The organism is Actinoplanes sp. NPDC049668 (genome assembly GCF_044465445.1).
Classification (GTDB): Bacteria; Actinomycetota; Actinomycetes; order Mycobacteriales; family Micromonosporaceae; genus Actinoplanes.
Map to the genome: position 1 here is coordinate 585405 of NZ_JBITLR010000006.1, position 25609 is coordinate 611013.

Here is a 25609-nt window from a genome sequence, read left to right on the forward strand (position 1 = left end):
GCCGGGCCGGCGCTCGAGCGGTCGCCGGCTGGGCCCGCGCCAACGGCGCCGACCTGCGGCAACTCGCCGGTCAGATCACCGCCTTGACCGACCTCGGCCCAGACGCTCAGGCGAGCCTCGACCGGCTGCACCACGCCCTCGGCGACAGCGACCCGGCCACCCTGCTCCCGCTGCTCAGCGACACCCACGCATACCTGCAAAACCGGCACGCCCGCTCGCCGAGCGGGTCACCGGCGTCACCGACGACGCCGACCGGATCCGCCGCGTCACCCATCGCGGACGCGAACATCAGCGCCGAACGCCCGACTGACCCGAGCCGACAACAACAACGGTCCCCCTCGTGGCAGAGAGGGACCGCGTACGGGCGGTGAATCAGGCAGAGTCCGCCGGCCGTTGCCGTTGGAGGTCCTGATTGTGCTGGAGGGCTTCTGCGAGCTGGTCTTCGAGGATGATGATCCGGCAGGCGGCTTCCAGGGCGGTGCCTTGCTCGACCATCTCTCGGGCCCGGGCAGCGAGGCGCAGCTGGTAGCGGGAGTAGCGGCGGTGCCCGCCGGCCGACCGGGTCGGGGCGATCAGTTTCGCCTCGTCGAGGCGACGCAGGAAGTCCTGCGATGCGCCGGTGATCTCCGCGGCGCGGCCCATCGTGTAGGCAGGGAAGTCGTCGTCGCCGAACATGTCGTCGCGTTGGGCCATACAGGTACCTCTCCATGGACGAGGGCCCCGGCGCAGAAACCGCCGGGGCCCAGGGTTACGGGTCAAAACACCATCTACCGACAGGTTCGTCGGGTTGTCGTATCCGCACCTGCCGCCGTCGGCGGCGTGGGGTGCGAGGACCGCATAAGCGTGACCGGAGACCACCTCTCGTTCGATGGAAACTGCGGTGTCCGCGCCGGAGTCGAACTGCGTCCCGGCGACGGGCGATCCAACGGTGTTAGTGCCCTCCCTTTCCTCTGCTTCCGATTGCTGTGCTGCTGTCGTGCCGTCCGCCGGTGCCAGAGCCCCACGCGACTTCATGGCCCCGTGCACGTGCGACGGACTGTCCTGCCAGGCGAGCCCCGAAACCAGCATCGGCCCGCCTTGCCCTGACCTGGAATTACATCAGGGTCTTACGTTCCACTTCCTACCTGCCTTGCCTTGCTGCGTGCGGTGATGCCTACTTCCAACTGCCGTGCCGAGCGAGCCACGGATCGGGGTCCGGGCCCTGCGTAACGCTCGGTCTACTTCGTCTGCGTCTTTGCTGATCTCTGCTGTCAACGGAAGAAATATTAGCAGGCCCGGCGGGAATGTCTAGTGATCTGGACCTAGATTTTCTCGTCGGCGGGGGCTGCTTTGCGCATGTATCGACGGCTGTCCGACCGCTGCTAGCAGCCGTCGCCCGGGAGATGCGCCAGCTACCCGCACCGTTCGGGCTGGGTGGTGCTGGCGGGAGCGGTAGCAGCGGGGCGATCGGTCGGTTAGCGCCGCCGGCCGGCCTGCGTGACGAAATGGGCGCACGCCCCGACCAGGTCGAGGAACTCGGCGGTGTGTTCGATGTGCTGCATCGCGGGCGTGCGCTGCCGCACGATCTCCACACCTTGGCGGGCCTGGGCGCGGTTGACCACGTGCCGTGCCGTGGTGTCGGTCATCGCCTTGAACGCCACCTCCGGCCGGCGCAGCAGATCCGTCCCGACGCGCGAGGCAACGTCCTCGGCGCGGACCAGCTCGTGCACCGCCACGACCTTTTCCTGCACGGTCTCTGGCCCCGCAACCTGACGGCCTGTCAGGCGCTTCGCCTCGTCCCCGGTCCACCGGCGTTCACCGGTCCGCGCGAGCACCGGTGGTTCCGCGATCGCGGCGAACCGCTGGTCCGCGTCCGGGATCGGCGCCGGCATCCCGTGGATGTAGTGCGGCAGGTCGTCGCGGGGACGCGCCACCGGCCACCGCGACGCCATCCCACCGCCACCGATTCACCGAGCTCAGCGACGCCCCCACGTCCTCGGCGAACATCGCGAAGACCTGCGACACCAGCGCCGAAGACGGGTCGCGGCCGGCGATGAGCCGCTATGCGGGCGCATCGGCTCGATCTCCAACGCCAGGTCGCCGACGCAGAACTGAGTCCGGCTTCGCTGCGCCACCAGCTCGCGGCTCTCGGCCACGATCGCGTCGTAGCGTTTCTGCGTCACCTGCCCGATCGTCGCCGGCATCGCTCACCACCAGGAGGCCGCCGCAGCGCGGCGTGGCCCGCCGTCAGGAACTACGGTCGGTGCTCGGCCGGCCCCAGCCGGCTGCGGCACCAGCGACAGCCAACCCCGAGCACCGCGCCCGCCACCGCTCATGCCGCGAGCGTACGACCGACACCAACCCGATCTTGAAGTTCAAGGACAGGCGCTGAGGCCTGTGGTGCGGTGGTCGAGGTCAGCCCGGGCGGCCGAAGCCGTGGATGGGCTGGGTGTCGATGCTGGACACCCGGACGTTCTCGCCGTACTCGGGTGAGTGGATCATCTTGTCGCCGCCGATGTAGACGCCGACGTGGCTGATCGGGCCGTAGAAGAACACCAGATCGCCCGGGCGCAGCTCGGATCTGCTGATGCGTCTCATGGCGCGGTACTGCCGCGCGGCGTTGTGCGGCAGCCCGACCCCGGCCGCGTCCCAGGCCGCCAGGGTCAGCCCCGAGCAGTCGTAGGAGTTCGGCCCCGCCGCGCCCCACCGGTAGGGCTTGCCGAGCTGACCGAACGCGAACGCCACCACCTTGCCGGCGCGCCCCGGTACGAACTCCGGCATCGGGATGTCCTCGTCGGGGCCGAGCCGGGATCCGCCCGCGTAGGCGATCGCCCGCATCTGCTTGAGGGCCGCGATCTCGCCCTCGACCGTGGCCTGGCCGACGCGGATCCGCAGCTGCTGCCGGCGCTGCTGGTCCGCGAGCGCGTTGAGCATCTTGCGGGTCTTGAACACCCGGGTCCGGGCCTCGCGCAGGTCGGTGGCGGCCCGCTGCTCCTCGGTGGCGAGCTGGTGCAGCACGAGCAGCTTGTCCACGAACACGTGCGGCTCGTCGGCCGCGAAGAGCGCGATCGTCGGGCCGCTGCGGGTGCGCTGGTAGGTCCGCGAGACCAGCCCGCCCATCAGCTTCTGCCGCCGCTCCAGGTCGCGGGTCATCGGGCCGAGCTGACCGCCCAGGTGCTTGGTCTGCATCCTGGTGGCGTGCAGGTCCTCGCGCGCGTCGTTGTAACGCTCGACCATCACCTCGAGCTTGCGGGCGGCCGCCGCGATCCGGCTGTCCAGCTCGGCGGCCGAGGGGCGGTCGACTCCGCGCGCGGCCTCGGGGGCCAGACCCGCGAGCAGCAGCACCGACAGGAGCGCGACAATGAACTTCTGGGCGGTCAGGGTAAACGACACAGAACCCTTAACGAGACAAAAGGAATAAAAGCCACGCGTGTGGCTTGCCCGCTTCGATACGGGTGGGGGGTATGCTGCGGTCATGAGCACCGACCACGAACATCCCGGCCCGCACGGCTACTCGGGCGACAAGGCCGCCCTGCTCGGCCGCCTGCGCCGCGTCGAGGGCCAGATCCGGGGGCTGCAGCGGATGGTCGACGAGGACACCTACTGCATCGACGTCCTCACCCAGATCTCCGCCGCCAAGAGTGCCCTGCAGGCCGTCGCCGTCGGCCTGCTCGAGGATCACCTGGCGCACTGTGTCGTCGACGCCGCGCGCGCCGGCGACCCGACCGCCAAGGTCAAAGAGGCGTCGGACGCCATCGCCCGCCTGATCCGTTCCTGAGCGAACCCCTCGAAGGGAAAGCAATGTCAGTCACCACCACATACACCGTGACCGGGATGACCTGCACGCATTGCGTTCAGGCCGTCACCAGCGAGATCGCCGAGCTGCCCGGCGTGACCAGCGTCCAGGTCGATCTCGGATCCGGTTCGGTCACCGTGACCAGCGAGGCCCCGCTCACCGACGACGCGGTGCGCACCGCGGTCGACGAGGCCGGCTACGAGCTGGCCGATGCCTGACACGCGCGAGCCCGCGCCCCGCGAGCCGGTCTCCGAGCGCGCGGGCTTCCGCCTCGCCGCGTTCGGCGCGCTCCTCGTGGTGGTGCTCTTCGCGGGCTACGGCATCGGCCGCCTCAACGACTCCGTCGAGCGGGCGGCGGCCGCTCCCGTCCCGCCGCCCGCGGCCACCACGGGCGGCGGTCACGGCCACGACGCCGCGCCGGCCGGCGCCGTCAGCCCCTCGCCGCACGACGACACCGGCGCGCCGCCGCACGTGCACAACGCGGACGGCACGGTCACCGACGTCGCGGGCGGTCCGCCCGCCGCCGAGACCGTCGGCGGCCTCGCGGTCACCGCCTCCGGCCTCACCCTCGCGCCCGAGAAGACCGCGTTCCAGGCCGGGAAGCGGCAGCCGTTCAGCTTCCGGATCATGGCGGCCGGCGCGCCCGTCACCACGTACGCCGTCGTGCACGACAAGCCGTTGCACCTCGTCGTCGTGCGCCGGGACCTCAGCGGCTTCCAGCACCTGCACCCGGTCATGGCGCCCGACGGCACCTGGGGCATCGACCTCACCCTGGCGGCGCCGGGCAGCTACCGCGCGGTGGCCGACTTCACCGCGATCGTCGGCGGCCGGAAGACCCCGGTCACGCTCGGCGTCGACCTCACGGTCGCCGGCGACTACACCCCGGTCGCGCTTCCCGCGCCCGCGACGAAGGCGACCACCGACGGCTTCACCGTGTCGTACGCGGGCCGGCCCCGGACGGGCGTCAGCGAGCCGCTGCTCATGACGGTCACCGGGCCGGGCGGCGCACCCGCCGCGCTGGAGCCGTACCTGGGCGCGTTCGGGCACCTGGTGGTCTTCCGCGAGGGCGACGTCGGCTACGTGCACGTGCACCCGGAGCCGCGGCTCGTCGACGGTGCCGTCAGGTTCTGGCTCACCGCGCCGGGCCCCGGCCGCTACCGGATGTTCTTCGACTTCCAGGTCGCGGGCCGGGTGCACACCGCGGCGTTCACCGCCGTCGTCAGCTGAGCAGCTTCTCCAGCGCCGGCGTCACGCCCCACTGAGCGGTCAGCGCGTCGTACTCGGCGCGCTGACCCTCGGCCGGCGCCGCGCCGGTCAGCCTGGCCCGCAGCAGCAGGTTGCGCGGCGTGTGCGCGGAGTCCACGAACTCGACGACCTCCACCCGGTAACCGCGCAGGCGCAGCAGGGCCGAGCGCAGCGAGTCGGTGAGCACGTCGGCGAAGCGCTCCCGCAGGATCGCGTGCCGGAGGATCTCGCCGTACGGCGGCGGGGCCGGGTTGCCCTTGAGCTGCGCGGCGATGTCGTGGTGGCAGCAGGGCGCCGCCAGCACCCACCGGGCGCCCCAGTTCACCGCCCGGGCCAGCGCCTGATCCGTCGCGGTGTCGCAGGCGTGCAGGGCGAGCACCAGGTCGGGCGCCTGGTCGACGACGGCGTCCTCGATCGTGCCGGCGACGAACGTCACCGCGTCCCCGCACCCCAGCTGCTCGGCGACGGCCGAGTTGCGCACCCGCTGATCCTCGCGCACGTCGACGCCGACCACCCTGACCTGAGCCCCGCGGTCCGCCAGGTACCGGTACGCCGCGAAGGTCAGGTACGCGTTTCCGCAGCCCAGGTCGACGACTCTGAGCAGCTCCGGCAGGTCGTCGGGCAGCGTCGCGGCCAGCGCGCGCAGGAACGCGTCGACCTGCCGGCGCTTCGCGGCCGTCCCGCCGATCACCGTGAAGAGCGGGTCGCCGGGATCCAGCAGCCACTGCTTGGCCCGGTCGTGGCCCTGCGCGGCCGCGGGCGCGGCCGTCGCGGCCCGGTGCACCTGCGCGTCACCCTTCTTGGTGATCCGCACCTGCACGGTGGTCGCGGCCGTCTCCACGTGCCAGTTGCCGAACGGCTCCGCGAGCAGGGCGTCGATCGCCGCCGCGGCCTCGGCGCCGGGCGCGACGTTGCGGGTGTACGGCCGGGAGCCGTCATCGGTGACGATCTGCAGCCGGTTCCCGCCCTTGAGCGCGACCGGCCGCAGCTCGGCCCGGTTGACCGACGGGGTGTGGCCGCGGCGCCGGCCGGCCGCGACCGCGCGGGTGAGTGCGGGGTCGAGCAGCAGGTCACGCACTTCGGCGAGGACGGCGTCCAGTGGTTGGGGCATCCCACCATTCTGCCCGGCCCAAATCGATGATCCACAAAGCCGCCCGGCTTTGTTAGGCTCACCTAACTAACTCGGAGGTGCTGCGATGACGTTGGCCGACCCACCCGCGGAGCGACTCTCCGTACGGCTGCGCGCCGGAACGCGGATGGATCACGACGCGGCGCAGGGCAGCGGCTTCCTCGACGCCCTGGCCGCGGGCCGCCTGCCCCGGCAGGCGTACGCCGACCTGGCCGCGCAGCACTGGTACATCTACGAGTCGCTCGAGCAGGCGGCCGGCGCGATGGCGGACGACCCGGTCGCCGGCGCGTTCGTCTTCCCCGAGCTGACCCGGCTGCCGGCGCTGACGGACGACCTGGAGACCCTGCTCGGCCACCAGGCGCGGCCCGCGGCCCTACCGGCGACCTCGGAGTACCGCGCCCGGCTGCGTGAGGTGGCCTTCGACCGCCCGTGGGCCTTCATCGCGCACCACTACACCCGGTACCTGGGCGACCTCTCGGGCGGGCAGTACCTGGGCCCGGCGATCGCCAAGGCGTACGGCCTCGACGGCGCGGGCCACCGGTTCTTCGTCTTCGAGGGCGTCTCGCCGCCGGCCTTCCGCACCCGTTACCGCGAATTGCTCGACCAGGTCGCATTCACACCGGACGATGAGGAGAACTTTCTCGCCGAGGTGGTCGAGGCCTATCGGCTGAACATCGCGGTGCTGCGTGAGCTGAAGGAGCGCTGGCAATGACCTTCACCCCGGAGGTGGTGGCGCAGATCGCCCGCCACATGAACGACGACCACGCCGAGGACAACGTGCTGATCGTCCGCGGCCTGGGCGGCATCGACGCCGCGAGCGCGGCCCGGATGTCGGGCATGGACGCCGACGGGATGGACTTCGACGCGACGGTGAACGGCATCGCCGTCCCGGTACGCATCCCGTTCAGCGAGCACCTGACCGAGCGCCGCCAGGTCCGCGTGGAGGCGGTCAGCATGTACCGGCGTGCGTGCGCGGCCCTTGGCGTGGATCCGACGCACTGAGCCTTTTCAACGGGCCCCGGATGGCTCTGGCCCGAGACCAGGTTGAAATTGCTCACTGACGACACGGCAACGGGCGTGCCTGGCGGGTGATCCCGCCGGGCACGCCCGGAGCGGATGTCAGTCCTCGGAACCGCCCGAGGCGTCGGCGGGCGCGGACTCGCCGCCCTCGCCGCCCTCGGCGGCGCCGCCCGCGGCACGGTTGCCGCGGCCACCGCGCCGGCGGCGCCTGCGCGGGCGTCCCGCCGCGTCGGCCGGGCCGTCGCCGTCGTCGCCGGCCGCGTCGGTCTCGCCGTCGGACGTCGCGGAGACCGCCTCCGAACCGTCCGAGAAGAGCGGGGCCGTCGTCGTGCCCTCGGCCGTGGTCACCGGGTCGCCACCGCGGCGCCGGCGACGCTGCCGGCGCGGCCCGTCGCCCGTCGCTTCGTCGTCGGTCGTCGCCGGTGCGGCCTCGGTCCGCGCGTCGTCGCGGCGCGGGCCGCGGGTCCGATCAGTGCGGCCCCGGCCGCGGGACGAGTCACGGCCGCCGTCGCGGCTGCCGCGGCGCCGGGTGCCGCCCAGGTCCTCCTCGATCTCCGCGGACAGGCCGACCCGGGTGCGCACCGCGGTCGGCAGGGTGCCGGAGACGTCGGCCGGGATGTCCAGGTCGGAGTAGAGCGCCTCGGAGGTGTGGTAGGTCTCCGGCGGCTGCGGCATGTTGAGGCCCATCGACTTGTCGATGAGCACCCAACGCGGCATGTCCTCCCAGTCCACGAAGGTCACCGCGACGCCCGTCGCGCCCGCGCGGCCGGTGCGGCCGATGCGGTGCGTGTAGGTGTCCGGGTCCTCCGGGCAGTCGTAGTTGATGACGTGGGTGACGCCGGAGACGTCGAGGCCGCGCGCGGCCACGTCGGTCGCGACCAGCACGTCGATCTTTCCGGAGCGGAACGCGCGCAGCGCCCGCTCACGCGCGCCCTGTCCGAGGTCGCCGTGCACCGCGGCCACCGCGAACCCGCGGAAGTCGAGGTCCTCCGCGACCCGGTCGGCGGCCCGCTTGGTCCGCGTGAAGATCATGGTCAGGCCGCGCTCGCGGGCCTGCAGGATGCGGGCGACCATCTCCAGCTTGTTCAGCGGGTGCGTGCGGTAGACGACCTGCTTGGTCAGCGGCGACGGGCCGCTCTCGGAGGTGTGGCCGGCGTGGATGGTCACCGGGTGGCGCAGGAAGCGGCGGCTCAGCGCGACGATCGGGTCCGGCATCGTCGCCGAGAAGAGCATCGTCTGGCGCTGCTCGGGGAGCATGGCCAGGATCTTCTCGACGTCCTCGAGGAAGCCGAGGTCGAGCATCCGGTCGGCCTCGTCCAGCACCAGGGCCTTGATCGAGCCGAGCTTCAGGTGCTTCTGCTTGGCCAGGTCGAGCAGGCGGCCGGGGGTGCCGACCAGGATCTCGATGCCCTTCTTCAGCGTCTCGACCTGCGGCTCGTACGCGACACCGCCGTAGATCGGCAGCACGCGGACACCGCGGGTGCTGCCCGCGGCGGCCAGGTCGCGGGCGACCTGCAGGCCGAGCTCGCGGGTCGGTACGACGATGAGCGCCTGCGGCTGGCCGTCGGCGCCCTCGCTCGGCGCGAGCACCCGCTCGAGCAGGGGCAGGCCGAAGCCGAGGGTCTTGCCGGTGCCGGTGGGCGCCTGGCCGATCAGGTCGGTGCCGCGCAGGGCGATGGGAAGTGCGTACTCCTGGATCGCGAACGCCCGGGTGATGCCGGCGGCGGCGAGCGCCTCGACGGTCTCGGCGCGGACGCCGAGCTCGGCGAACGTGGGGCTGTCTGCGCGGACGGGCGCGCGGGTGAGCACCGGGACCAGAGCCGGCTCTGTTTCGTTGTTCTCGATGTCGCTCATGAAGTTCTACGGGTGCCTCTCGTGGTGCGCCCGTCGAAGTCCTGGGCGCGGTCTGGGTAGGGCGCGGGCCACACGCGAATGCTCGCGGGCCGCACGCGCGTCGCCGCGGCGACTCGAATTGACGAGCCGACGTCGACGGCGACGAACCGAGTCTACCCGACACCGAGATTGCGCACCTCAGGGCGAAGGTGACGGTGCTGTATAGAAACGGCAGGGTGCCCCGGAGCGGAGTTCCCTGCCGTTTCGTCGCGCGGTGTTTATCGCGTGGTGAAGCCGAACGGCCGCTCGGACTTCTCGGCGATCTCCACGTAGGCCACCTTGGCGATCGGGACGATCACCTTGCGGCCCTTCTCGTCGGTCAGAGTGAGAACGCTGTCCTTGGCCATCGCCTCGGTCACGGCCTGCTCGACCTCGGCCGGCGTCTGCGCGCTCTCCAGCACCAGCTCACGCGGGGCGTACTGCACGCCGATCTTGACCTCCACGGGGGTCCTCCCTCTCAGATGTCGTCCGCCCTGAAGGCTAGCCGATTTCCACGGGCGAGCCGGGCGTTGACTCACCCTGCAGCGGGAAGCTGGCGATGCCCCGCCAGATCAGGGCCGCGACCAGCGCCTCCGCCTCCGGCTTCGGGGTCTGCCGGCCGTTGGCGAGCCAGAACTGCGCCGCCTGGCCGGCCGCGCCGACCAGCCCGGACGCGAGCAGTTCGGCCTCGGCCCGGCCGAGTCCGGTGTCGGAGACCACGGTGTCGGTGATCTCGGCGATCGAGCCCTGCTCGACCCGTTCGACCCGCTCGCGGACCTGCGGGTCGTTGCGCAGGTCGGACTCGAAGACGAGCCGGAACGCCTCGCTCTCGTGGTCCATGAAGTCGAAGTAGGCCCGGACGGCGCCCTTGACCCGCTCCTTGTTGTCCGGGGTCGCCTGCATCGCGGCGCGCACCTTGGCGATTATCGCGTCGCAGTGGGTGTCGAGCAGGGCGAGGTAGAGCTCCAACTTTCCGGGGAAGTGCTGGTAGAGCACGGGCTTGGAGACGCCGGCCCGCTCCGCGATCTCGTCCATCGCGGCGGCGTGGTAGCCCTGTGCCACGAAGATCTGCTGCGCGGCGGCCAGCAGTTGCTTACGGCGTGCCGAGCGCGGCAGGCGCGTGGGGCGCCCCGCCGTCTGTGCCTCGCCGGACGCAGCGGTCATGTGTACCTCCGAGACTCGTTCCCCCGCGCCATGGCGAAGATTGCCCGGTTAGCCGCCTACCGGTTTCCGGGCGGGCAATTGTCGCGACGCTGCAACTTATCGCCACTGCAACCACACGGTAGCCTCAGCGGGGGCAAGCGAGGAGCGCGCGGTGGACGAAACAGGGCATTCCGGGGACGCCGGGGCAGGGGAAGGTGGCGCTGGTGCTGAGTCGCGTGACCGTACCCTGTTGAACGGCTGGGCGACACGGGAGAGCCCGTGGTCCAACGCCGGGTCGGCGCTTGACCCGGAGACCGACGTGCCGGCCTGGCGTCGGCCCCTCGGCGAACGCCGGTCGTTCACCGCGGATCGGACCCTTCCGGCGGACACCCCTTCGGGGGAGATTCACCCCTTCGCCCCGCCGTCCTTCACGCCGGCGAGCCCGGCCTCCGCGCCGCCGGCGGGCGTCGAGGGTTCCCGGCCCGACAACGCCGCGGCATGGTCCGACAGCCGGTCGCGTTACCAGGATCTGATGGCGCACCTGTCGCCGAACGGCAGCGAGCCCCGGCAGAACGAGCCGCCTCGCGCCGCCGAGCCGCCCCACGCCGCGTCGGTGCGGCCGGATCCGCTCTCGCCGGAGCTGCTGCGGCCGGACGCGCAGGACACCACCGAGCTGCGCGCGGTCGGCGGCATACTGCCGGCCAGCGCACCGCCCTTCCCCTACGAAGGTGATCTTGACGACGCGCGGCGGGACGCGCCGCGCCCGCCGGTGGGGCAGCAGCGCACCGCGGTGCCCGCCGAGCGGCCCTTCCCGGCGGTACGCCCGGCGACGCCCGGCGGACGCCGGGCCGACTGGTCCGCGGTCGACTCCGCCCGGCACGCCCTCGACCCGCCGCTGGACGGCCCGCCGCAGGCTTCGCCCGACGAGTCGCGCTCTGGCGATCAGGGCTCGGTCCGGGCGTCGTACGACCCGGCCGGCTTCCCCCGCCGGCTGCGGTCCGAGCCGTCCGACGCGCCGGCCCGCTACGGCGCGGCGGGTGCGTTCCCCGGCACGCCGGACCGGTCGCCGGACCGGTCGCCGGAGGCCCTGCCGCAGCGCGTTCCGGCCCAGCCGGACGTGCCGACCGTCCCGGAGCCGCCCTCGGTGGAGCCGACCGCCGAGACCCCGGCGCTGGCCCGCATCGCGACGCATCTGCGCCGCGGTGACGTGCTGTCGGCGCAGGAGCGGCAGGAGGGCTTCGACGTGAACGCGATCCTGGAGGCCGTCCGCGAGGTCGACGGCGTCCGGGACGCCTCTCTGCGCACTACCCCGGCCGGCGCGCACAGCCTGCGGCTGGACCTGTCCGAGGGCGCCGACCCCGCCGAGGTCAGCCGCCAGGTCGCCCGGCTGCTGCAGGACCGGATGGGCCTGGACGCCGCCATGCAGGGTGCGACCCCGCTCGCGGCCGCGCCGGCGCCCGCGCCGCGGTCCGCGCCGCCGGCCCTGTCGCCCGCACCCCGCTCGGCGCCGCCGTCGTACTCCTCGCCGGCCGCTCCCGCCTCGGCGCCCCCGGCCGCGCAGCAGGCCCGCTCCTCCCCGCCGGCGGTCCGGAGCGCGCCGCTGCCGGCCGCCCGGACCTCGTCCGCGCCGTCCTCCGCGCCGCCGGCCCGGGTCGTCGCGCCGAACGCGCCGGTCACGCCGTTCGTGCCCAGCCAGCACAACCCCGCAGGCCGGCCGGCGCCCGGACCGGGCCTGCCCTCCGCGCCGACCGCCGGATACATGGCGCCGCTGCCGGGCGGCGTCGAGCCGTCGCCGCCGCGCCCGCTCGACCCCGGCGAGCAGCCCGGACCCCGCGTGATGATCGAGAACGTCCGGGTCAACACGTTCGGCACCGAGGCGACCGTCGAGGTACGGCTGATCGTCAACGGCCTGGTCACCTCCGGGGAGGCCACCGGCCCCGCGGTCGACGGCTACCTGCTGCGGCTCTGCGCGATGGCCACCGCCAGCGCGGTCGACGAGTTGCTCACCCACTCGGACCACGCCGACGGGCCGGCGAAATGCTTCGTCGAGCACGCCGCGTCCGTGCCGTTCGGGTCGACGCAGGTCGCCGTCGTCGTGCTGCTGCTCTCGGTCGGCGGCTGGGTCGAGCAGCTCTCCGGGTCGGCGGTGATCACCGGCGACGACCGGCACGCCATGGTTCGCGCCACTCTCGCCGCGATCAACCGCCGCCTTGAGGCACTGTTGTCCTGATGAAGGGTGCGATCCTCGCGGCGGACAAGGTGCTGCCGCCCGACGGCGCCGTACCGATGCCGTGGCCGGCGCGCCGGGTCGTCATCGACGGCGCGATGCTGCACGTCCGCGACACCCCGGCCACCGCGCCGGGCGCCGAGCCCGCCGTCTACGTGCACGGGCTGGGCGGCTCCTCGCAGAACTGGACGGACTTCGCCGGCCTGCTCACCGACCGCTTCGACGCGCAGGCCGTCGACCTGCCCGGCTTCGGCTACAGCGACCCGAGCCCGCGCTACTCCATCCCGGCCTTCGCCGACCGGCTCATCGGCTACCTCGAGTTCGCCGGCCGCGGCCCGGTACACCTGGTCGGCAACTCGCTCGGCGGCTCCATCTCCGTACGCGTGGCGGCCCTGCGCCCCGACCTGGTCAGAACGCTGACGCTGATCTCGCCGGCCATGCCGTTCCTCGACCCCCGGCGCACGGCGCAGGGCCCGATGCTGCCGCTGCTCGCCCTGCCGCGCGCGGAGCGGCTGTTCGCCTGGGGCCTGGCCCGGCTGACCCCGGAGCAGCTGGCCGAGCAGGTGCTGTTGGCCTGCTTCGGCGACACCACCAAGGTGAACCCGCAGCGCCGCGTCGAGGCGATCGAGGAGATCAAACTCCGGCACACCGTCGCGCACTATCCGCGCGCCTACCTCGGGACGCTGCGCGGGTTGGTGTCCAGCTTCCTGCGGGCGTACCTGCCGGGCCCCGATTCGCAGTGGCGGCTGGCCGCTCGGGTCACCGCGCCGACCCTGGTGATCGGCGGCCTCCGGGACGAGCTGGTCGACCCGCGGGTGCCGGCGCAGGTCGCCAAGGCGATACCGGACGGCCGGCTGCTGATCCTGCCGGGCGTCGGCCACGTCGCCCAGATGGAGGTTCCGCGTCTGGTCGCGCGGGCCGTCGTCGGGCTGCTGGACGACGTCGATTCGCCCGTCGGCCGGGGCGCGTGACCTAAATCGCCCATGCGATCGTCGGGCGGCCCCGCCCGGGCCGCTGTGGCAGGCTTGTTCCCAAATGATCGATTCTCGTGCGCCCGACGCGGCCGCCGTCGCACCCGGCAGCGACGGCGATCGCCGGCATCGCCGTTGGTGGCTCGCGGGTCTGGTCATCGCGGCCCTGCTGCTGGCCGGCGGGATGCTCATCCCGGTCCTCCTGGCGCCTGCGCCGGCCCCGCAGACCGTGCCGGTCGCGGCGCCGACGCCGTCGACCCCGTCCGCGCCGGCGTCGCCGTCGGTCCCGCCGGCACCCTCGGCGCCGGCCACCACCATGGCCGCGCCGCCCGACGCGCTACGGCTGCCGGGCCGGGTGCCCCCGCGGGGCTCGGGCAGATTCGCGTACGCGCCGGGGCGCGGCCGGGTGCTGGGCAGCAAGGGTGAGCTGCGGCGGTTCCGGGTCGCGGTGGAGCGGGGCGGCAACGAGGACCCGGCGGCCTTCGCGGCGCAGGTGGAGGCGACGCTGGGGGACCGGCGGAGCTGGATCGGCGACGGGCGGCTGCGGTTGCAGCGGGTACCCGGCGGCCAGCCGGCGGACTTCACGGTGTACCTCGCCACCCGGGACACCGCCGGGGACATGTGCCGGCGGGGCGGCACGAACATCACGATCGGCGGGCGCCCGCACACGTCGTGCCGGGTCACCGGCAAGGTGATCATCAACCTGGACCGCTGGCGGCTGTCGGCGCGGCCCTACCTCGAGGCGAAGGTGCCGCTCTCCACGTACCGGCAGTACGTGGTGAACCATGAGGTCGGCCACGAGCTGGGTCACGGCCATCAGGGCTGCCCGCGGCGCGGCGGGCCGGCGCCGGTGATGGTGCAGCAGACGCTGACGCTGCGCGGCTGCGTGCCGTACGCGTGGCCGCGCCGGGGCGACCGCCGGTTCGCCGGCCCGGGGCTCTGACCGCGGCGGGTCTGCGCGAAACCGCGGTGCCGCCCACCCGCCTCTGGCAGGCTGGCGGTGGCAATGGGTTCAGTGGATTTTCGGGCCGTGGCGCCGGGAGTGCCCGCCGGGGCGCGGCGGGCCCGGTCCCGGAACTGGCACCGGCGCCGTCGCGAGCGGCGCCGCAGAGCCGTGCTCTACCTGTTGATCATCGCGATCGTGGGCGTCGCGGTAGGCGGGATCATGCGTAACGAACACGGTGCCGACCGGGTCGGCGCACCGGCCGAACCCGCACCGCCCTCCGTCCTCGCCGCGCCGGCCGACGCCGCCGACGTCGTCCCGGCCGGATCCGCGCCGAAGGCCGGCGGGTTCGTCTTCGCCGAGGGCTACGGCCCGGTGCTCGGCGCGGCCGGCCCGCTGCGGCGCTTCCGGGTCGCCGTCGAGGAGAACCTCGGCGAGGGCGAGGGCGACGGCGGCGACTTCGCCGGCGAGGTCGACCGGATCCTCGGCGATCCGAGGAGCTGGATCGCCGGGCGGCGGTTCCGGCTGCAGCGGGTGCCGCACGCGGCCGACTCCGAGTTCACGATCTTTCTGGCCTCGGCCCGCACCTCCGAGCGGATGTGCGCCCGCGGCGGCCTGCGGACCGAGGGCTTCACCTCGTGCCGGCTGCCGGGCCAGGTGATCATCAACCATGACCGGTGGCGGCGCGCGGTGCCGGACTACGGCGCCCCGCTCGGCACCTACCGGGCGTACGCGATCAACCACGAGGTCGGGCACCAGCTCGGCCACGGCCACGAGGCCTGCGTCGGCCGGGGTGAGCCCGCACCGGTGATGATGCAGCAGACCTACGGCCTCAAGGGCTGCGTCGCGAACTCCTGGCCGTACCTGGACGGCAGGCGGTACGCCGGCAACCCCGTGGACTGACGATTGATTCCCCGTCCCGCATACCGGGCCGGTGTTACACGTCATGTCCTTCCACGGCCGCGGAAGAGCAAGAATGGGTGGCACCTACCGTCGATCCCGGGGAGTTCACCGTGTCACTGCCCCCGCTCGTCGAGCCGGCCGCCGAGCTGAGCATCGACGAGATCCGCCGCTACTCCCGTCACCTGATCATCCCCGACGTCGGGATGGACGGGCAGAAGCGGCTGAAGAACGCCAAGGTCCTGGCCGTCGGCGCGGGTGGTCTCGGCTCTCCCGCCCTGCTCTACCTGGCCGCGGCCGGCGTCGGAACGCTCGGCATCATCGACTTCGACACCGTCGACGAGTCCAACCTCCAGCGCCAGGTCATCCACGGCGTCTCCGACGTCGGCCGGCCCAAGGCCGAGTCCGCCGCGGACAGCATCCGGGAGATCAACCCGCTGGTGAACGTGGTCATCCACAACACCGCGCTGGACCGCGACAACGTCAAGGAGATCTTCAGCCAGTACGACCTGATCGTCGACGGCACCGACAACTTCGCGACGCGCTACATGGTCAACGACGCCGCGGTGCTGCTCGGCAAGCCGTACGTCTGGGGCTCGATCTACCGCTTCGACGGCCAGGCGTCCGTGTTCTGGGAGAAGCACGGCCCCTGCTACCGGTGCCTCTACCCGGAGCCGCCGCCGCCCGGCATGGTCCCGTCCTGCGCGGAGGGCGGCGTCCTCGGCGTGCTCTGCGCGTCGATCGGCTCGATCCAGGTCAACGAGGCGATCAAGCTGATCACCGGCATCGGCGAGCCGCTGGTCGGCAAGCTGATGGTCTACGACGCCCTGGAGATGGAGTACCGCAAGGTCAGGGTCCGCAAGGACCCGGCGTGCGCGCTCTGCGGCGAGAACCCGACGGTCACCGACCTGCTCGAGGACTACGAGGACTTCTGCGGCGCGGTCTCCGAGGAGGCGCAGGAGGCCACCATCGACGCGACGATCACCGCGCGCGAGCTCAAGGAGTGGCAGGACAGCGGCAAGGACGTGTTCCTGGTCGACGTCCGCGAGCCCGCCGAGTACGAGATCGTCAGCATCCCGGGCGCGACGCTGATCCCCAAGGGCGACATCCTGTCCGGCGGGGCGCTGTCCCGCTTCCCGCAGGACCGGCAGATCGTGCTGCACTGCAAGTCCGGCGTGCGCTCGGCGGAGGCGCTCGCGGCGCTGAAGGCGGCGGGCTTCAAGGACGCCGTGCACGTCCAGGGCGGCATCGTCTCCTGGGTCAACACCGTGGACCCGTCGCTGCCGTCGTACTGAGCCCTACGCACGCGAACGGCCGCCGTCCCGCAGCGCGGGCCGGCGGCCGTGGTGGTTCAGCGGGTGTGGCCGTTGCCGGTGACGATGTACTTCGTCGAGGTCAGCTCGGGCAGGCCCATCGGGCCGCGTGCGTGCAGCTTCTGGGTGCTGATGCCGATCTCCGCGCCGAAGCCGAACTCGCCGCCGTCGGTGAAGCGCGTCGACGCGTTGATCATGACGGCCGCCGCGTCGACCCGGGCCGCGAAGTGGCGGGCCGCCACGACGCTCTCGGTCACGATCGCCTCGGTGTGGCCCGTGCCGTAGCGGCGGATGTGGTCCAGCGCGTCGTCCAGCGAGTCCACCACCGCGACCGCGATGTCCGCCGACAGGTACTCCTTGCCCCAGTCCTCCTCGGTCGCCGGGACCACGCCGTCGAAGCCCGCCACCCGCGGGTCGCCGTGCACGGTCACGCCGGCCGCCACCAGCTCCTCGATCACCATCGGCAGGAACGACTCGACCATCGACGCGTGCACCAGCAGCGACTCCGCCGTGTTGCAGGTGGACAGCCGCTGGGTCTTCGAGTTCAGCACCACGCCGAGCGCCTTCTCCAGGTCCGCGCCCTCGTCCACGTACACGTGGCAGTTGCCGACGCCCGTCTCGATCACCGGGACCGTCGACTCCTCGACCACGGTCTTGATCAGCGAGGCGCCGCCGCGGGGGATCAGGACGTCGACCAGGCCGCGGGCCCGCATCAGCTCCTTCACCGAGTCGCGGGTCGACGCGTCCAGCAGCTGGATCGCGTTCGCCGGCAGATGCGCGTCCGCCACCGCCTTGCGCAGCACCGAAACGATCGCCGCGTTCGAGCTCATGGCCGAGCTCGAGCCGCGCAACAGCACCGAGTTGCCGGACTTGAGGCAGATGCCCGCGGCGTCCGCGGTCACGTTCGGTCGGCCCTCGTAGATGATGCCGACCACCCCGAACGGGACCCGGACCTGGCGCAGCTCGAGGCCGTTGGCCAGCTTCGATCCGCGGACCACGTCACCGACCGGGTCGTTCAGCGCGGCGAGTTGCCGCAGGCCGTCGGCCATCGCGGCGACCCGCTCGGCGGTCAGCGTCAGCCGGTCGATCATCGCCTCGGACGATCCACCGGTACGGGCGTTCGCCACGTCGACGGCGTTCGCGGCGACGATGTCGTCGGCGCGCTCGACCAGCCGGTCGGCCATCAGCAGCAGCGCGGCGTCCTTCTCGGCGCGGGTGGCGGCGGCCAGGTCGACGGCGGCAACCCGCGCGTCGGAGGCCTGCGCAAGCACGGTCATCTCGACTCCTTGTTGTACCCGCCGGACTGACGGCGACGGCTCAATCCTGCACCGGAAGTCCGGCTAAATCACGCAGGGTCACAGCAGGACCAGGTCGTCGCGGTGTACCACCTCGCGCTCGTAGCCCGGGCCGAGCGCCGCCGCGAGCTCCGGCGTCGAGCGGCCCAGCAGCGCCGGCAGCTCCACCGCGTCGTAGTTCACCAGCCCGCGCGCCACCGGCGCGCCCGAGCCGGCGTCGACCAGGTCGACCGGATCCCCGGCCGCGAACGAGCCGTCCACCGCCGTGATCCCGGCCGGCAGCAGCGACTTGCGCCGCGCAACGACCGCCGCCACCGCGCCCGGGTCCAGGTGCAGCCGGCCGCGCGGGGACGTCGCGTGCGCGAGCCAGAAGAGCCGGGCCGTGGGGCGGCGCGCGGCCGCGTGGAACAGCGTGCCGATCTCGGCGCCGTCCAGGGCGGGACCCGCGAGCCCGGCCGCGGTCAGCACCACCGGGATGCCGAAGCCGGTCGCGATCCGGGCCGCCTCCACCTTGGTCACCATGCCGCCGGTGCCGACGCCGGAGGCGCCCGGAGTGCCGACGGAGATGTCCGCCAGGTCGGCGTCGCTGTGCACCACCGACACCCGGCGGGCGTCGGGGGAGGACGGGCTGCCGGTGTACAGCGCGTCCACGTCGGAGAGCAGGACCAGCAGGTCGGCGTGGACCAGGGCGGCGACCAGGGCCGCGAGCCGGTCGTTGTCGCCGAACCGGATCTCGTCGGTGGCGACCGTGTCGTTCTCGTTGACGACCGGCAGCGCGCCGAGATCCAGCAGCTTGCGCAGCGTCCGGTACGCGTTGCGGTAGTGCGCGCGCCGGGTCACGTCGTCGACGGTGAGCAGCACCTGCCCGACGGTCAGCCCGTGCCGGGCGAAGCCCGCCGTGTAGCGGCCCATCAGCAGGCCCTGGCCGACCGAGGCCGCGGCCTGCTGGGTGGCCAGGTCGCGCGGGCGCCGGCGCAGCTTGAGCGGGGCGAGGCCGGCGGCGATGGCGCCGCTGGAGACCAGCACGACCTCCCGGCCCTGCGTGGCCAGCGCGCCGAGCACGTCGACGAGGGCGTCCATCCGCTGCTCGTCGATTCCGCCGGTCGCGGTGGTCAGGGAGGACGAACCCACCTTCACCACGACCCGCCGGGCACCGGTCACCTGTTCACGCACCCGCCCATTCTGCTCGCCGGGCGCTGTTCGGCCGTGGTGAGATCCCATATCGTGGCGCCGGTGACACCGCAGGAGTACGTGGAAGAGGTCCTCCGGCTCGTGGAGAGCATCCCCGAGGGCAAGGTCATGTCGTACGGGGCGGTCGCCGACGTGCTGGCCGAGCGGTCGGGCCGCAACTCGGCGCGGCAGGTCGGCACGATCATGGCGCGGCACGGCGGCGGCGTACCGTGGCACCGGGTGGTGAACAGTGCCGGGCGGACGCCGCCGGGTCACGAGCGGGAGGCGCGGCAGCGGTTGCTCAGCGAGGGCGTGCCGATGAAGGGCGAACACGTGGACATGGCCCGCGCGAGCTGGCTGCCCTGATGGAGAGGGGACAGCCGAGCCGGACGGCCTTCAGCGCGGCCCGCTACCGGGCCGCCCATCAGCTCATCGAGGGCGGCGAGATCTTCTCGGATCCGCTGGCCGTGCCCATCCTCGGCGTGCCGCCGGACGCCGAGGAGGCGCCGGGGCGGCGGGCCATGCGCCTGTTCATCGCCGCGCGGACCCGGTTCGCCGAGGACGCCCTGGCCGTCGCGGTCGGCAACGGCACCCGGCAGCTGTTCGTCCTCGGCGCGGGGCTGGACACGTTCGCGTACCGCAATCCGTGGCCGGAGCTGCGGGTGTTCGAGGTCGACCACCCGGACACCCAGGCGTACAAGCGGCAGCGGCTGGCCGAGGCCGGCATCGCGGTGCCGGAGAACGTGACGTACGTGCCGGCGGACTTCGAGACGGGGAGTCTGGGGCTCGCGGCCGAGCCGGGCGCGTTCTTCCTCTGGCTCGGCGTGGTGCCCTACCTGACCCGGGCGGGCTTCGACGAGACGCTGGGCCTGATCGCGGCGACCGAGCGGGCGGAGGTCGTCTTCGACTACGCGATGCCGCCGTCGTCGATGGCGCCCGAGCGCCGGGCCGCCCTGGAGGCCCGGGCGGCCCGCGTGGCGCGCATCGGCGAGCCGTGGCAGACCTACTTCATGCCGGACGACCTCGCCGCCGAACTGCGTGCCCGGGGCTTCGACGAGCTCGAGGACCTCGGCCCCGCCGAGCTCGCGTCCCGCTGGTTCGGCCGACCCGACGTGCCCCGGAACACCCCGGGCGGCCACGTCATCCACGCCAGACGGACCTAGCCACTGTGGTCGGACCGATTCCGTCGCGACGGTACCGTGCCGTATCCTTCGATCGCATTTCATGATCTTCGATCCGGAGGCGACCGTGCGCAGAGTGTCTACGTGCCTGATGGCCGCGTTGCTCGGTGCGGGCCTCGCCGCGCCCGCGGCTGCGGCGGAGTCGGATCCGGTACGGCTGGATGTGGGCATCGCCGCCGGCACCGACCCGGCCGCGGTGCTCGCCGTACTCGATGGGTCCGTGGTGTCGAGCCGACCCGTTCCAGGCCTGGACGCACTCGCCGTCGACGTGCCCGCTGACCGGGCCGACAATGCTCTGGCCGCGCTCGGCCGCACGGCGGGCGTGCGTTACGCCGAGCGGGGTTCCGTCATTCAGGCGGACAGCGACTTGTTGAACGACGGGCTCCAGGCCATGGAGATCCCCCAGGCCTGGACCTGGACGACCGGAAGCCCCACGGTCACCGTGGCGGTCGTGGACACCGGCGTCAGTCCCACCGTCGATCTCGGTGCGGATCGCCTCGTTCCCGGCTACGACGCCGTGGACGGCGACACCGATACCGCCGACGGCGACGGCCACGGCACGCTGGTGGCCGGGATCATCGCCGCGGACCCCACCAACGACACCGGCATCAGCGGCGTCTGCGGACAGTGCCAGGTCATGCCGGTACGCGTCATGAACGGCCGCGAGGGCACAAGCGCCGACGCGGCCGCCGGCATCGCCTGGGCCGCCGACCACGGCGCGAAGGTGATCAATGCCTCCCTGAGCACCGCGTCCCCGAGCCGCCTGCTGCAGGATGCGGTCGAGCACGCCGCCGCCAGGGGTTCCCTGGTCGTCGCCTCGGCCGGGAACGTGGCATCGACGGCGCGGCGCTACCCGGCCGCGTTCGAGTCGGCCCTAGCGGTCGGCCGGGTGGGCATGGCCCAGAACACCGCGACCGACCGGTGGGTCGACGTGGCGGCCTACGGCAACTTCGTGGCGTTGAACCCGGCCGGGCAAAGGACGTGGTTCTTCGGTACCTCCGGGTCGACCGCCGCCGTGGCCGGGGTCGCGGCACTCGCCTTCGCGATGAAACCCGCCTCGTCGGCGCAGGACGTCCGCACGACGATCGTGCGTGGCGCCGACTTCTTCTCGACCGTGCCCGCGCACCAGGCGCCGATTCTCAACGCAGCCCGGGTGGTCTACGACCTGGGCGGTACCGACACGACCGCGCCCACCGTGACGAAGACCGGCCTTACCGAGGACGAGCCGATCGGGATCCGCGGCGAGGCGATGGTCCCGCAGACCCTGGACGACCACGGTGTCGAGCGCGTCGAGGTGGTGGTCGAGGGCAAGGTCGTGAGTGTGATCAACCACCCCGGCTCGCAGGTGACGCTGCGCCCACCCGCGGGCTTCAACGGCCCGCTGCCGGTGACCGTGAACGCCTACGACTACGCCGGCAACATCGGCAGCGCGACCACGGTGGTCCAGGCGGACACCGTCGTGCCCACCGGGACGCTGATCTCGCCGGCGCCGAACGCCGTGGTGCACGGTGACACGGTCGACGTGACCATCGTGACCCCGGACAACGACCTGGCCTACGTCGTCCCGGAGTCCGACCCCGACCTCTGCGGTTGCAGCTCGCTGACCCGGGTCGCCGGTACAAACCAGTGGAAGGGCAAGGCACAGGTGAACCCCGCGACGGGGGAGGTCGGCGTTGCGCTGTGGGACCGGGCCGGCAACCTCACGAGGGTGATCCACGTGGTGCGGATCGACAACGAGCCGCCGGCCGGTGGCACGATCGCCCCGGCCTCCGGCGCGCGGGTGCGCGGCACGTTCACCAGCACGCTGGCCGGCGTCAGCGACCTGGGTGGGGTGGCCAAGACCGAGCTGTGGGCCAACGGGAAGTACGTGGGCGTCGACAGGTCCGCGCCGTACGCGCTGGCGGTGAAGACCGGTTCCTACTCCGGCAAGCTCACGCTGACCTGGAAGGCGACCGACCGCTGGGGCCAGTCCCGCACGTTGCCGGTACGGACGGTGACCGTCGACAACGCCGGCCCGTCCGTCTCCATCACCAAGGCGCCGAAGCACAAGGCGAAGGTCAAGGGCACGGTCAAGGTCTACGTCAAGGCGTCGGATGCCGCCGGCGTCGCCCGGGTCGAGCTGCTCGTCAACGGCAAGGTCGTCGCGAAGGACACCACCGCCGGGTACGTCCTGAAGGTCAGCACCGGCAAGCAGAAGAGGACGATGAAGGTCCAGATCCGGGCCTACGACCGGCTCGGCAACGTGAAGTACACATCCGCCCGTACCTGGTACCGCCGCTGACGACTAGCGGAAACCGATCGTCGCCGCCTCGCCGCGCATCTGGAGTTCGAAGAACTCCCGGCGCTGGTCGATCGTGTTGTTGAGCTGTCCGAACAGCTCCGCGCTGATCGCGCCGCACAGGTGGATCCAGGCGCCCATGCTGCGCGCGACCAGCTGCGGCGGCGCGCCCGGCGCGGTGTGCTCGGCGACGACCTCCAGCTCCGCGAGGAGCGGGCCGGTGATCGGCTCGCCTGCCTCGACGGCGCCGGCCAGGGTGGCGTCGCGCACGATCGCCGCGACCTGCAGGATGACCCGGATGGCGGGCTCGACGGTGTCCCGCGGCGCCTGGTAGCCGGGCACCGGGCTGCCGTAGATCAGCGCCCACTCGTGCGGGTTGGCCAGCGCCCAGTCGCGGACCGTGTGACAGAGCGCCAGGAAGCGGTCCGCGTGGTCGCCGGTGCGCGGTGACTCCTCGGCGGCGGCGCCGACCGCGTTGTACGCGTCGATGATCAGCGCCGTGAGCAGGTCGTCCCGGCTGGCGAAGTAGCGGTAGACCGCGGACGAGGCCATGCCGAGGTCGCGGGCGACCGCGCGCAGCGACAGGTTGGCGCCGTCGGTGGCGAGATGGCGCCGGGCCACGGCCTTGATCTCGTCGGTCATCTCGGCGCGCACCCGGGCGCGGATCGAAGCAGCGGTCATGGCGGCAAGTGTGCCACAAAAGAGAGCAGTGCTCTTGCCAAGTTTGTGAGTTGGTGAGATTGTTGTTCTCAACAGAGAGCAGTGCTTACAAGGGAGAACATGATGTCGAACCACGTGATCGTCGGCGCCGGCCCCGTCGGTTCCGCGGTGGCCCGCCTGCTCGCCGGGCGGGGCGAGTCCGTGCGCGTCGTGACCAGAAGCGGCGGCGGGCCCGAGCATCCGCTGATCGAGCGGGTCGCCGCCGACGCCACCGACGCGGCCCGGCTCACCGAGCTGACCCGCGGCGCGTCCGTGCTCTACAACTGCGCCAACCCGAAATACACCAAGTGGGAGACGCTCTGGCCGCCCCTCGCCGCCGCCATGGTCACCGCCGCGGTCGCGGCCGGCGCCGTCCTGGCCATCACCGGCAACCTCTACGGCTACGGCCCGGTTCCCGGCGGCCGGATGACCGAGCGCACCCCGCTCGCCGCAACCGGGCGCAAGGGTCGGGTCCGGATCGCGATGTGGCAGGACGCGCTGGCCAGCGGGGTGCCGACGGTCGAGGTCCGCGGCTCCGACTACATCGGCGCGGGCACCGCGTCGATCTTCTCGGCGGTGCTGCTCCCGGCGATCGCCAAGGGCCGCACGGCCTGGGCGCCGGTCGACCTCGACGCACCGCACACGTTCACCTACACCGGCGACATGGCCGGCGCGCTGGTGACCCTGGCCGGCGACGAGCGGGCGCTGGGCCGGGCGTGGCACGTGCCGTCGCCGGCCGCGCTCAGCGTCCGTGACCTGGCGAACCGCTACTGCGCGCTGGCCGGCGTCAAGCCGGTCGCGCTCCGGTCGCTGCCGCGCTTCGTGATGCGCGCCGCCGGAACGGTCGTCCCGATGGCCCGGGAGCTGGCGGAGATGGACTACCAGTTCTACGCGCCGTTCATCATGGACAGCACCGAGACTCAGCAGACGTTCGGCCTCACCGCGACCGACCTCGACGTGGCACTGCGCGAGGTCGCCGACGCCGCCGAGGCCACCGCGGCCCGGACTATGTGAGCAGCAGCCCGACTCCGTCGCGGCGGGGGTCGCCGGCCGCACCGCCGGCACCCACCGCCGTGACGCCGCCGAAGTAGTGGTCCACGTCCGGCCACTGGTTCACGATCCAGCCCGCCTCGGACAGGGCGGCCAGCTCGTCGTCGGGGCAGCCCGGCTCGGCGTGGACCGTGTCGTCCACCACGTGGAAGCGGGGGCGGGCGATCGCGTCCGGCGTGGCGACCCCGTCGACCAGCACACCCAGCAGCGTGTGCACCAGCGCCGTCCGGATCCGGGAGGCGCCCGCGGACCCGGCGGCGACGGCCAGCTCCCCGGCGGCGTCGATGACCACGAGCGGGCACATGTTCGACGACATCCGGACGCCGGGCGACAGGTCGTCGGTGATCAGCTCGCCCTCGCCGAGCATGGAGTTCATGTTGATGCCGAGCCCGGGCAGCCAGACCGCGGCGCCCAGCCCCATCGTCGTGGTGATCACGCAGGCGTTGCCCTCGGCGTCGACCACCGAGACGTTCGTGGTGTCGCCGATCTTCTGCCGGCCGCGGTCCCGCAGCGCGGCCGCGAGGGCGACCGCCCGGGCCGGTCGCGCCTGGTCCGGCAGGCCGCGCGGCAGCGCGGCGATGGTGTCGACCGTCCGATTGAGATCGTGCCGGGCCCGCACCCGGTACGAACCCAGCGTGGCGTGGTCGACCGGCGTCTCCAGCACCCGGTAGGCCGCGAGATCGATCGGCCCGAGCGCGCCGCCGCCGGCCCGCACGGTGTCGACGATCATGGACGCGATCGAGCCGGTGTAGAAGAGCGCGGGCCCCTCGGCGGCGAGCGCCTCGAGCGCGGACGCGAGCCCCGGGTGGAAGAGCAGGTCGCCGCCCTGCAGCAGGTTCCCGCGCGGCGCGTAGTACGCGGCACCCTCGCCGTGCGCGAGCGCCGGTGCGCAGGAGCCGAGCGTCCGGGCGTGCGCGTGCGGCAGCGCGACGCCGGTCCGGGCCAGGACGAGCGCCGGCTCGACCAGGTCGGCCCAGGGCAGCCGGCCCCAGCGGCGGTGCACCTCGCCGCAGCCGGCCGGCACGCCCGGCACGGCGACGCTGGCGCCGCCGATCGAGTAGACCTGCGGCATGCCGCCGAAGAACACGTCGACGGCGATCATCGGACCGGCCTTCACGTCCCCGTCCGTCCCGGGCACCGAGACGAAGAAGTCCAGGCAGGTCACCGAGCCGCTGGCCGCGTCGAAGTAGGTGGCGAAACCGCCGCCGCCGAGGCCGGTGTAAATGGTCTCGGCGACGCAGGTGGCGAGCACCGCGGCGACCGCGGCGTCCGCCGCCGTGCCCCCGGCCCGCAGAATCCGCAGCCCGGCCTCCGCCGTCGCCGGATGGTTCGCCGCGATCCCGGCGGCGACCCGGGAAGGCCGTTGGGAAAGCTCCATTCGGCGAAGCGTATGCCTCG

General features: G+C 72.8%; 26 protein-coding genes. 15 read left to right on the top strand and 11 right to left on the bottom strand.

What is annotated here, in order from left to right; all coding sequences use genetic code 11:
* The first annotated feature begins 83 nt into the window (after window positions 1-83).
* A complete protein-coding gene (locus ACIBSW_RS27245) occupies window positions 84-371 on the top strand; it encodes a hypothetical protein (protein WP_354719897.1) in 288 nt (95 codons plus the stop codon).
* A 1-nt stretch (window position 372) separates the two neighbouring features.
* Here ACIBSW_RS27245 and ACIBSW_RS27250 read toward each other — a convergent pair whose 3' ends face one another.
* The 3 genes from ACIBSW_RS27250 to ACIBSW_RS27260 all read right to left on the bottom strand — a co-directional run bounded on the left by ACIBSW_RS27250 (window position 373) and on the right by ACIBSW_RS27260 (window position 3372).
* Complete coding sequence (locus ACIBSW_RS27250) at window positions 373-693, bottom strand: helix-turn-helix domain-containing protein (protein WP_354719899.1); 321 nt, start codon at window positions 691-693, stop codon at window positions 373-375.
* A 761-nt stretch (window positions 694-1454) separates the two neighbouring features.
* Window positions 1455-1913 (bottom strand): DUF6192 family protein, encoded by a 459-nt coding sequence (locus ACIBSW_RS27255; protein WP_404799468.1) that lies wholly within the window; start codon window positions 1911-1913, stop codon window positions 1455-1457.
* 481 nt (window positions 1914-2394) lie between these two features.
* Window positions 2395-3372 (bottom strand): C40 family peptidase, encoded by a 978-nt coding sequence (locus ACIBSW_RS27260; protein WP_354719903.1) that lies wholly within the window; start codon window positions 3370-3372, stop codon window positions 2395-2397.
* Window positions 3373-3454: 82 nt separating this feature from the next.
* Between ACIBSW_RS27260 and ACIBSW_RS27265 the strand changes: the two genes are divergently transcribed.
* From ACIBSW_RS27265 to ACIBSW_RS27275, 3 genes are read left to right on the top strand one after another with little or no spacing between them, the layout of a single operon-like run.
* The gene (locus ACIBSW_RS27265) at window positions 3455-3757 is read left to right on the top strand and encodes a metal-sensitive transcriptional regulator (RefSeq protein ID WP_354719905.1); all 303 of its coding nucleotides are present in this window, start codon (window positions 3455-3457) and stop codon (window positions 3755-3757) included.
* A 23-nt stretch (window positions 3758-3780) separates the two neighbouring features.
* Complete coding sequence (locus ACIBSW_RS27270; RefSeq protein WP_354719907.1) at window positions 3781-3993, top strand: cation transporter; 213 nt, start codon at window positions 3781-3783, stop codon at window positions 3991-3993.
* Window positions 3986-5002, top strand: a complete 1017-nt coding sequence (locus ACIBSW_RS27275) for a hypothetical protein (protein ID WP_354719909.1) — start codon at window positions 3986-3988, stop codon at window positions 5000-5002. Before ACIBSW_RS27270 ends, ACIBSW_RS27275 begins: the two co-directional genes overlap by 8 nt.
* On the opposite strand, the gene ACIBSW_RS27280 is transcribed toward ACIBSW_RS27275, so the two are convergent.
* Window positions 4995-6131, bottom strand: a complete 1137-nt coding sequence (locus ACIBSW_RS27280) for an SAM-dependent methyltransferase (RefSeq protein ID WP_354719911.1) — start codon at window positions 6129-6131, stop codon at window positions 4995-4997. The genes ACIBSW_RS27275 and ACIBSW_RS27280 overlap by 8 nt on opposite strands.
* 85 nt (window positions 6132-6216) lie before the next feature.
* Between ACIBSW_RS27280 and ACIBSW_RS27285 the strand changes: the two genes are divergently transcribed.
* Window positions 6217-6861 carry a biliverdin-producing heme oxygenase gene (locus tag ACIBSW_RS27285; RefSeq protein WP_354719913.1) on the top strand — a complete coding sequence of 215 codons (645 nt, stop codon included), beginning with the start codon at window positions 6217-6219 and terminating at the stop codon, window positions 6859-6861.
* Window positions 6858-7151 carry a DUF2470 domain-containing protein gene (locus ACIBSW_RS27290; RefSeq protein WP_354719915.1) on the top strand — a complete coding sequence of 98 codons (294 nt, stop codon included), beginning with the start codon at window positions 6858-6860 and terminating at the stop codon, window positions 7149-7151. The genes ACIBSW_RS27285 and ACIBSW_RS27290 overlap by 4 nt, the downstream gene beginning before the upstream one ends.
* Window positions 7152-7268: 117 nt before the next feature.
* Here ACIBSW_RS27290 and ACIBSW_RS27295 read toward each other — a convergent pair whose 3' ends face one another.
* The 3 genes from ACIBSW_RS27295 to ACIBSW_RS27305 form a co-directional block, all read right to left on the bottom strand.
* Window positions 7269-9023 (bottom strand): DEAD/DEAH box helicase, encoded by a 1755-nt coding sequence (locus tag ACIBSW_RS27295; RefSeq protein ID WP_354719917.1) that lies wholly within the window; start codon window positions 9021-9023, stop codon window positions 7269-7271.
* A 257-nt stretch (window positions 9024-9280) separates the two neighbouring features.
* Window positions 9281-9505 (bottom strand): DUF3107 domain-containing protein, encoded by a 225-nt coding sequence (locus ACIBSW_RS27300; RefSeq protein ID WP_184997738.1) that lies wholly within the window; start codon window positions 9503-9505, stop codon window positions 9281-9283.
* A 37-nt stretch (window positions 9506-9542) separates the two neighbouring features.
* Window positions 9543-10205 carry a TetR/AcrR family transcriptional regulator gene (locus tag ACIBSW_RS27305; protein ID WP_354719919.1) on the bottom strand — a complete coding sequence of 221 codons (663 nt, stop codon included), beginning with the start codon at window positions 10203-10205 and terminating at the stop codon, window positions 9543-9545.
* A gap of 229 nt (window positions 10206-10434) precedes the next feature.
* Between ACIBSW_RS27305 and ACIBSW_RS27310 the strand changes: the two genes are divergently transcribed.
* The 5 genes from ACIBSW_RS27310 to moeZ all read left to right on the top strand — a co-directional run bounded on the left by ACIBSW_RS27310 (window position 10435) and on the right by moeZ (window position 16520).
* Window positions 10435-12414, top strand: coding sequence for a Daple (locus ACIBSW_RS27310; RefSeq protein WP_354719921.1), 1980 nt, complete (start codon window positions 10435-10437; stop codon window positions 12412-12414).
* The gene (locus tag ACIBSW_RS27315; protein WP_354719923.1) at window positions 12414-13382 is read left to right on the top strand and encodes an alpha/beta hydrolase; all 969 of its coding nucleotides are present in this window, start codon (window positions 12414-12416) and stop codon (window positions 13380-13382) included. Before ACIBSW_RS27310 ends, ACIBSW_RS27315 begins: the two co-directional genes overlap by 1 nt.
* Before the next feature lie 64 nt (window positions 13383-13446).
* Window positions 13447-14325, top strand: coding sequence for a DUF3152 domain-containing protein (locus ACIBSW_RS27320; protein WP_354719925.1), 879 nt, complete (start codon window positions 13447-13449; stop codon window positions 14323-14325).
* Window positions 14326-14547: 222 nt separating this feature from the next.
* Window positions 14548-15228: a DUF3152 domain-containing protein gene (locus ACIBSW_RS27325; protein ID WP_354719927.1), complete on the top strand. Its 681-nt coding sequence runs from the start codon at window positions 14548-14550 to the stop codon at window positions 15226-15228.
* Window positions 15229-15338: 110 nt separating this feature from the next.
* Complete coding sequence (moeZ, locus tag ACIBSW_RS27330) at window positions 15339-16520, top strand: adenylyltransferase/sulfurtransferase MoeZ (protein ID WP_354719929.1); 1182 nt, start codon at window positions 15339-15341, stop codon at window positions 16518-16520.
* Window positions 16521-16576: 56 nt separating this feature from the next.
* On the opposite strand, the gene ACIBSW_RS27335 is transcribed toward moeZ, so the two are convergent.
* Together ACIBSW_RS27335 and proB are read right to left on the bottom strand one after the other, a co-directional pair.
* Window positions 16577-17860: a glutamate-5-semialdehyde dehydrogenase gene (locus ACIBSW_RS27335; protein ID WP_354719975.1), complete on the bottom strand. Its 1284-nt coding sequence runs from the start codon at window positions 17858-17860 to the stop codon at window positions 16577-16579.
* A gap of 33 nt (window positions 17861-17893) precedes the next feature.
* On the bottom strand, window positions 17894-19006 hold the full coding sequence (proB, locus tag ACIBSW_RS27340; protein WP_354719930.1) for a glutamate 5-kinase: 1113 nt from the start codon (window positions 19004-19006) through the stop codon (window positions 17894-17896).
* Window positions 19007-19066: 60 nt separating this feature from the next.
* Between proB and ACIBSW_RS27345 the strand changes: the two genes are divergently transcribed.
* The 3 genes from ACIBSW_RS27345 to ACIBSW_RS27355 all read left to right on the top strand — a co-directional run bounded on the left by ACIBSW_RS27345 (window position 19067) and on the right by ACIBSW_RS27355 (window position 22465).
* Window positions 19067-19369 (top strand): MGMT family protein, encoded by a 303-nt coding sequence (locus tag ACIBSW_RS27345; protein WP_354719932.1) that lies wholly within the window; start codon window positions 19067-19069, stop codon window positions 19367-19369.
* Window positions 19369-20166: an SAM-dependent methyltransferase gene (locus ACIBSW_RS27350; RefSeq protein ID WP_354719934.1), complete on the top strand. Its 798-nt coding sequence runs from the start codon at window positions 19369-19371 to the stop codon at window positions 20164-20166. Before ACIBSW_RS27345 ends, ACIBSW_RS27350 begins: the two co-directional genes overlap by 1 nt.
* A 94-nt stretch (window positions 20167-20260) precedes the next feature.
* Window positions 20261-22465, top strand: coding sequence for a S8 family serine peptidase (locus ACIBSW_RS27355; protein WP_354719936.1), 2205 nt, complete (start codon window positions 20261-20263; stop codon window positions 22463-22465).
* A gap of 3 nt (window positions 22466-22468) precedes the next feature.
* Here ACIBSW_RS27355 and ACIBSW_RS27360 read toward each other — a convergent pair whose 3' ends face one another.
* The gene (locus ACIBSW_RS27360; RefSeq protein ID WP_354719938.1) at window positions 22469-23143 is read right to left on the bottom strand and encodes a TetR/AcrR family transcriptional regulator; all 675 of its coding nucleotides are present in this window, start codon (window positions 23141-23143) and stop codon (window positions 22469-22471) included.
* Between the two features lie 102 nt (window positions 23144-23245).
* Here ACIBSW_RS27360 and ACIBSW_RS27365 point away from each other — a divergent pair, with 102 nt between their 5' ends.
* A complete protein-coding gene (locus ACIBSW_RS27365; protein WP_354719940.1) occupies window positions 23246-24175 on the top strand; it encodes an NAD-dependent epimerase/dehydratase family protein in 930 nt (309 codons plus the stop codon).
* Here ACIBSW_RS27365 and ACIBSW_RS27370 read toward each other — a convergent pair.
* Window positions 24168-25589 (bottom strand): gamma-glutamyltransferase, encoded by a 1422-nt coding sequence (locus tag ACIBSW_RS27370; protein ID WP_354719942.1) that lies wholly within the window; start codon window positions 25587-25589, stop codon window positions 24168-24170. The genes ACIBSW_RS27365 and ACIBSW_RS27370 overlap by 8 nt on opposite strands.
* Between the last annotated feature and the right edge of the window lie 20 nt (window positions 25590-25609).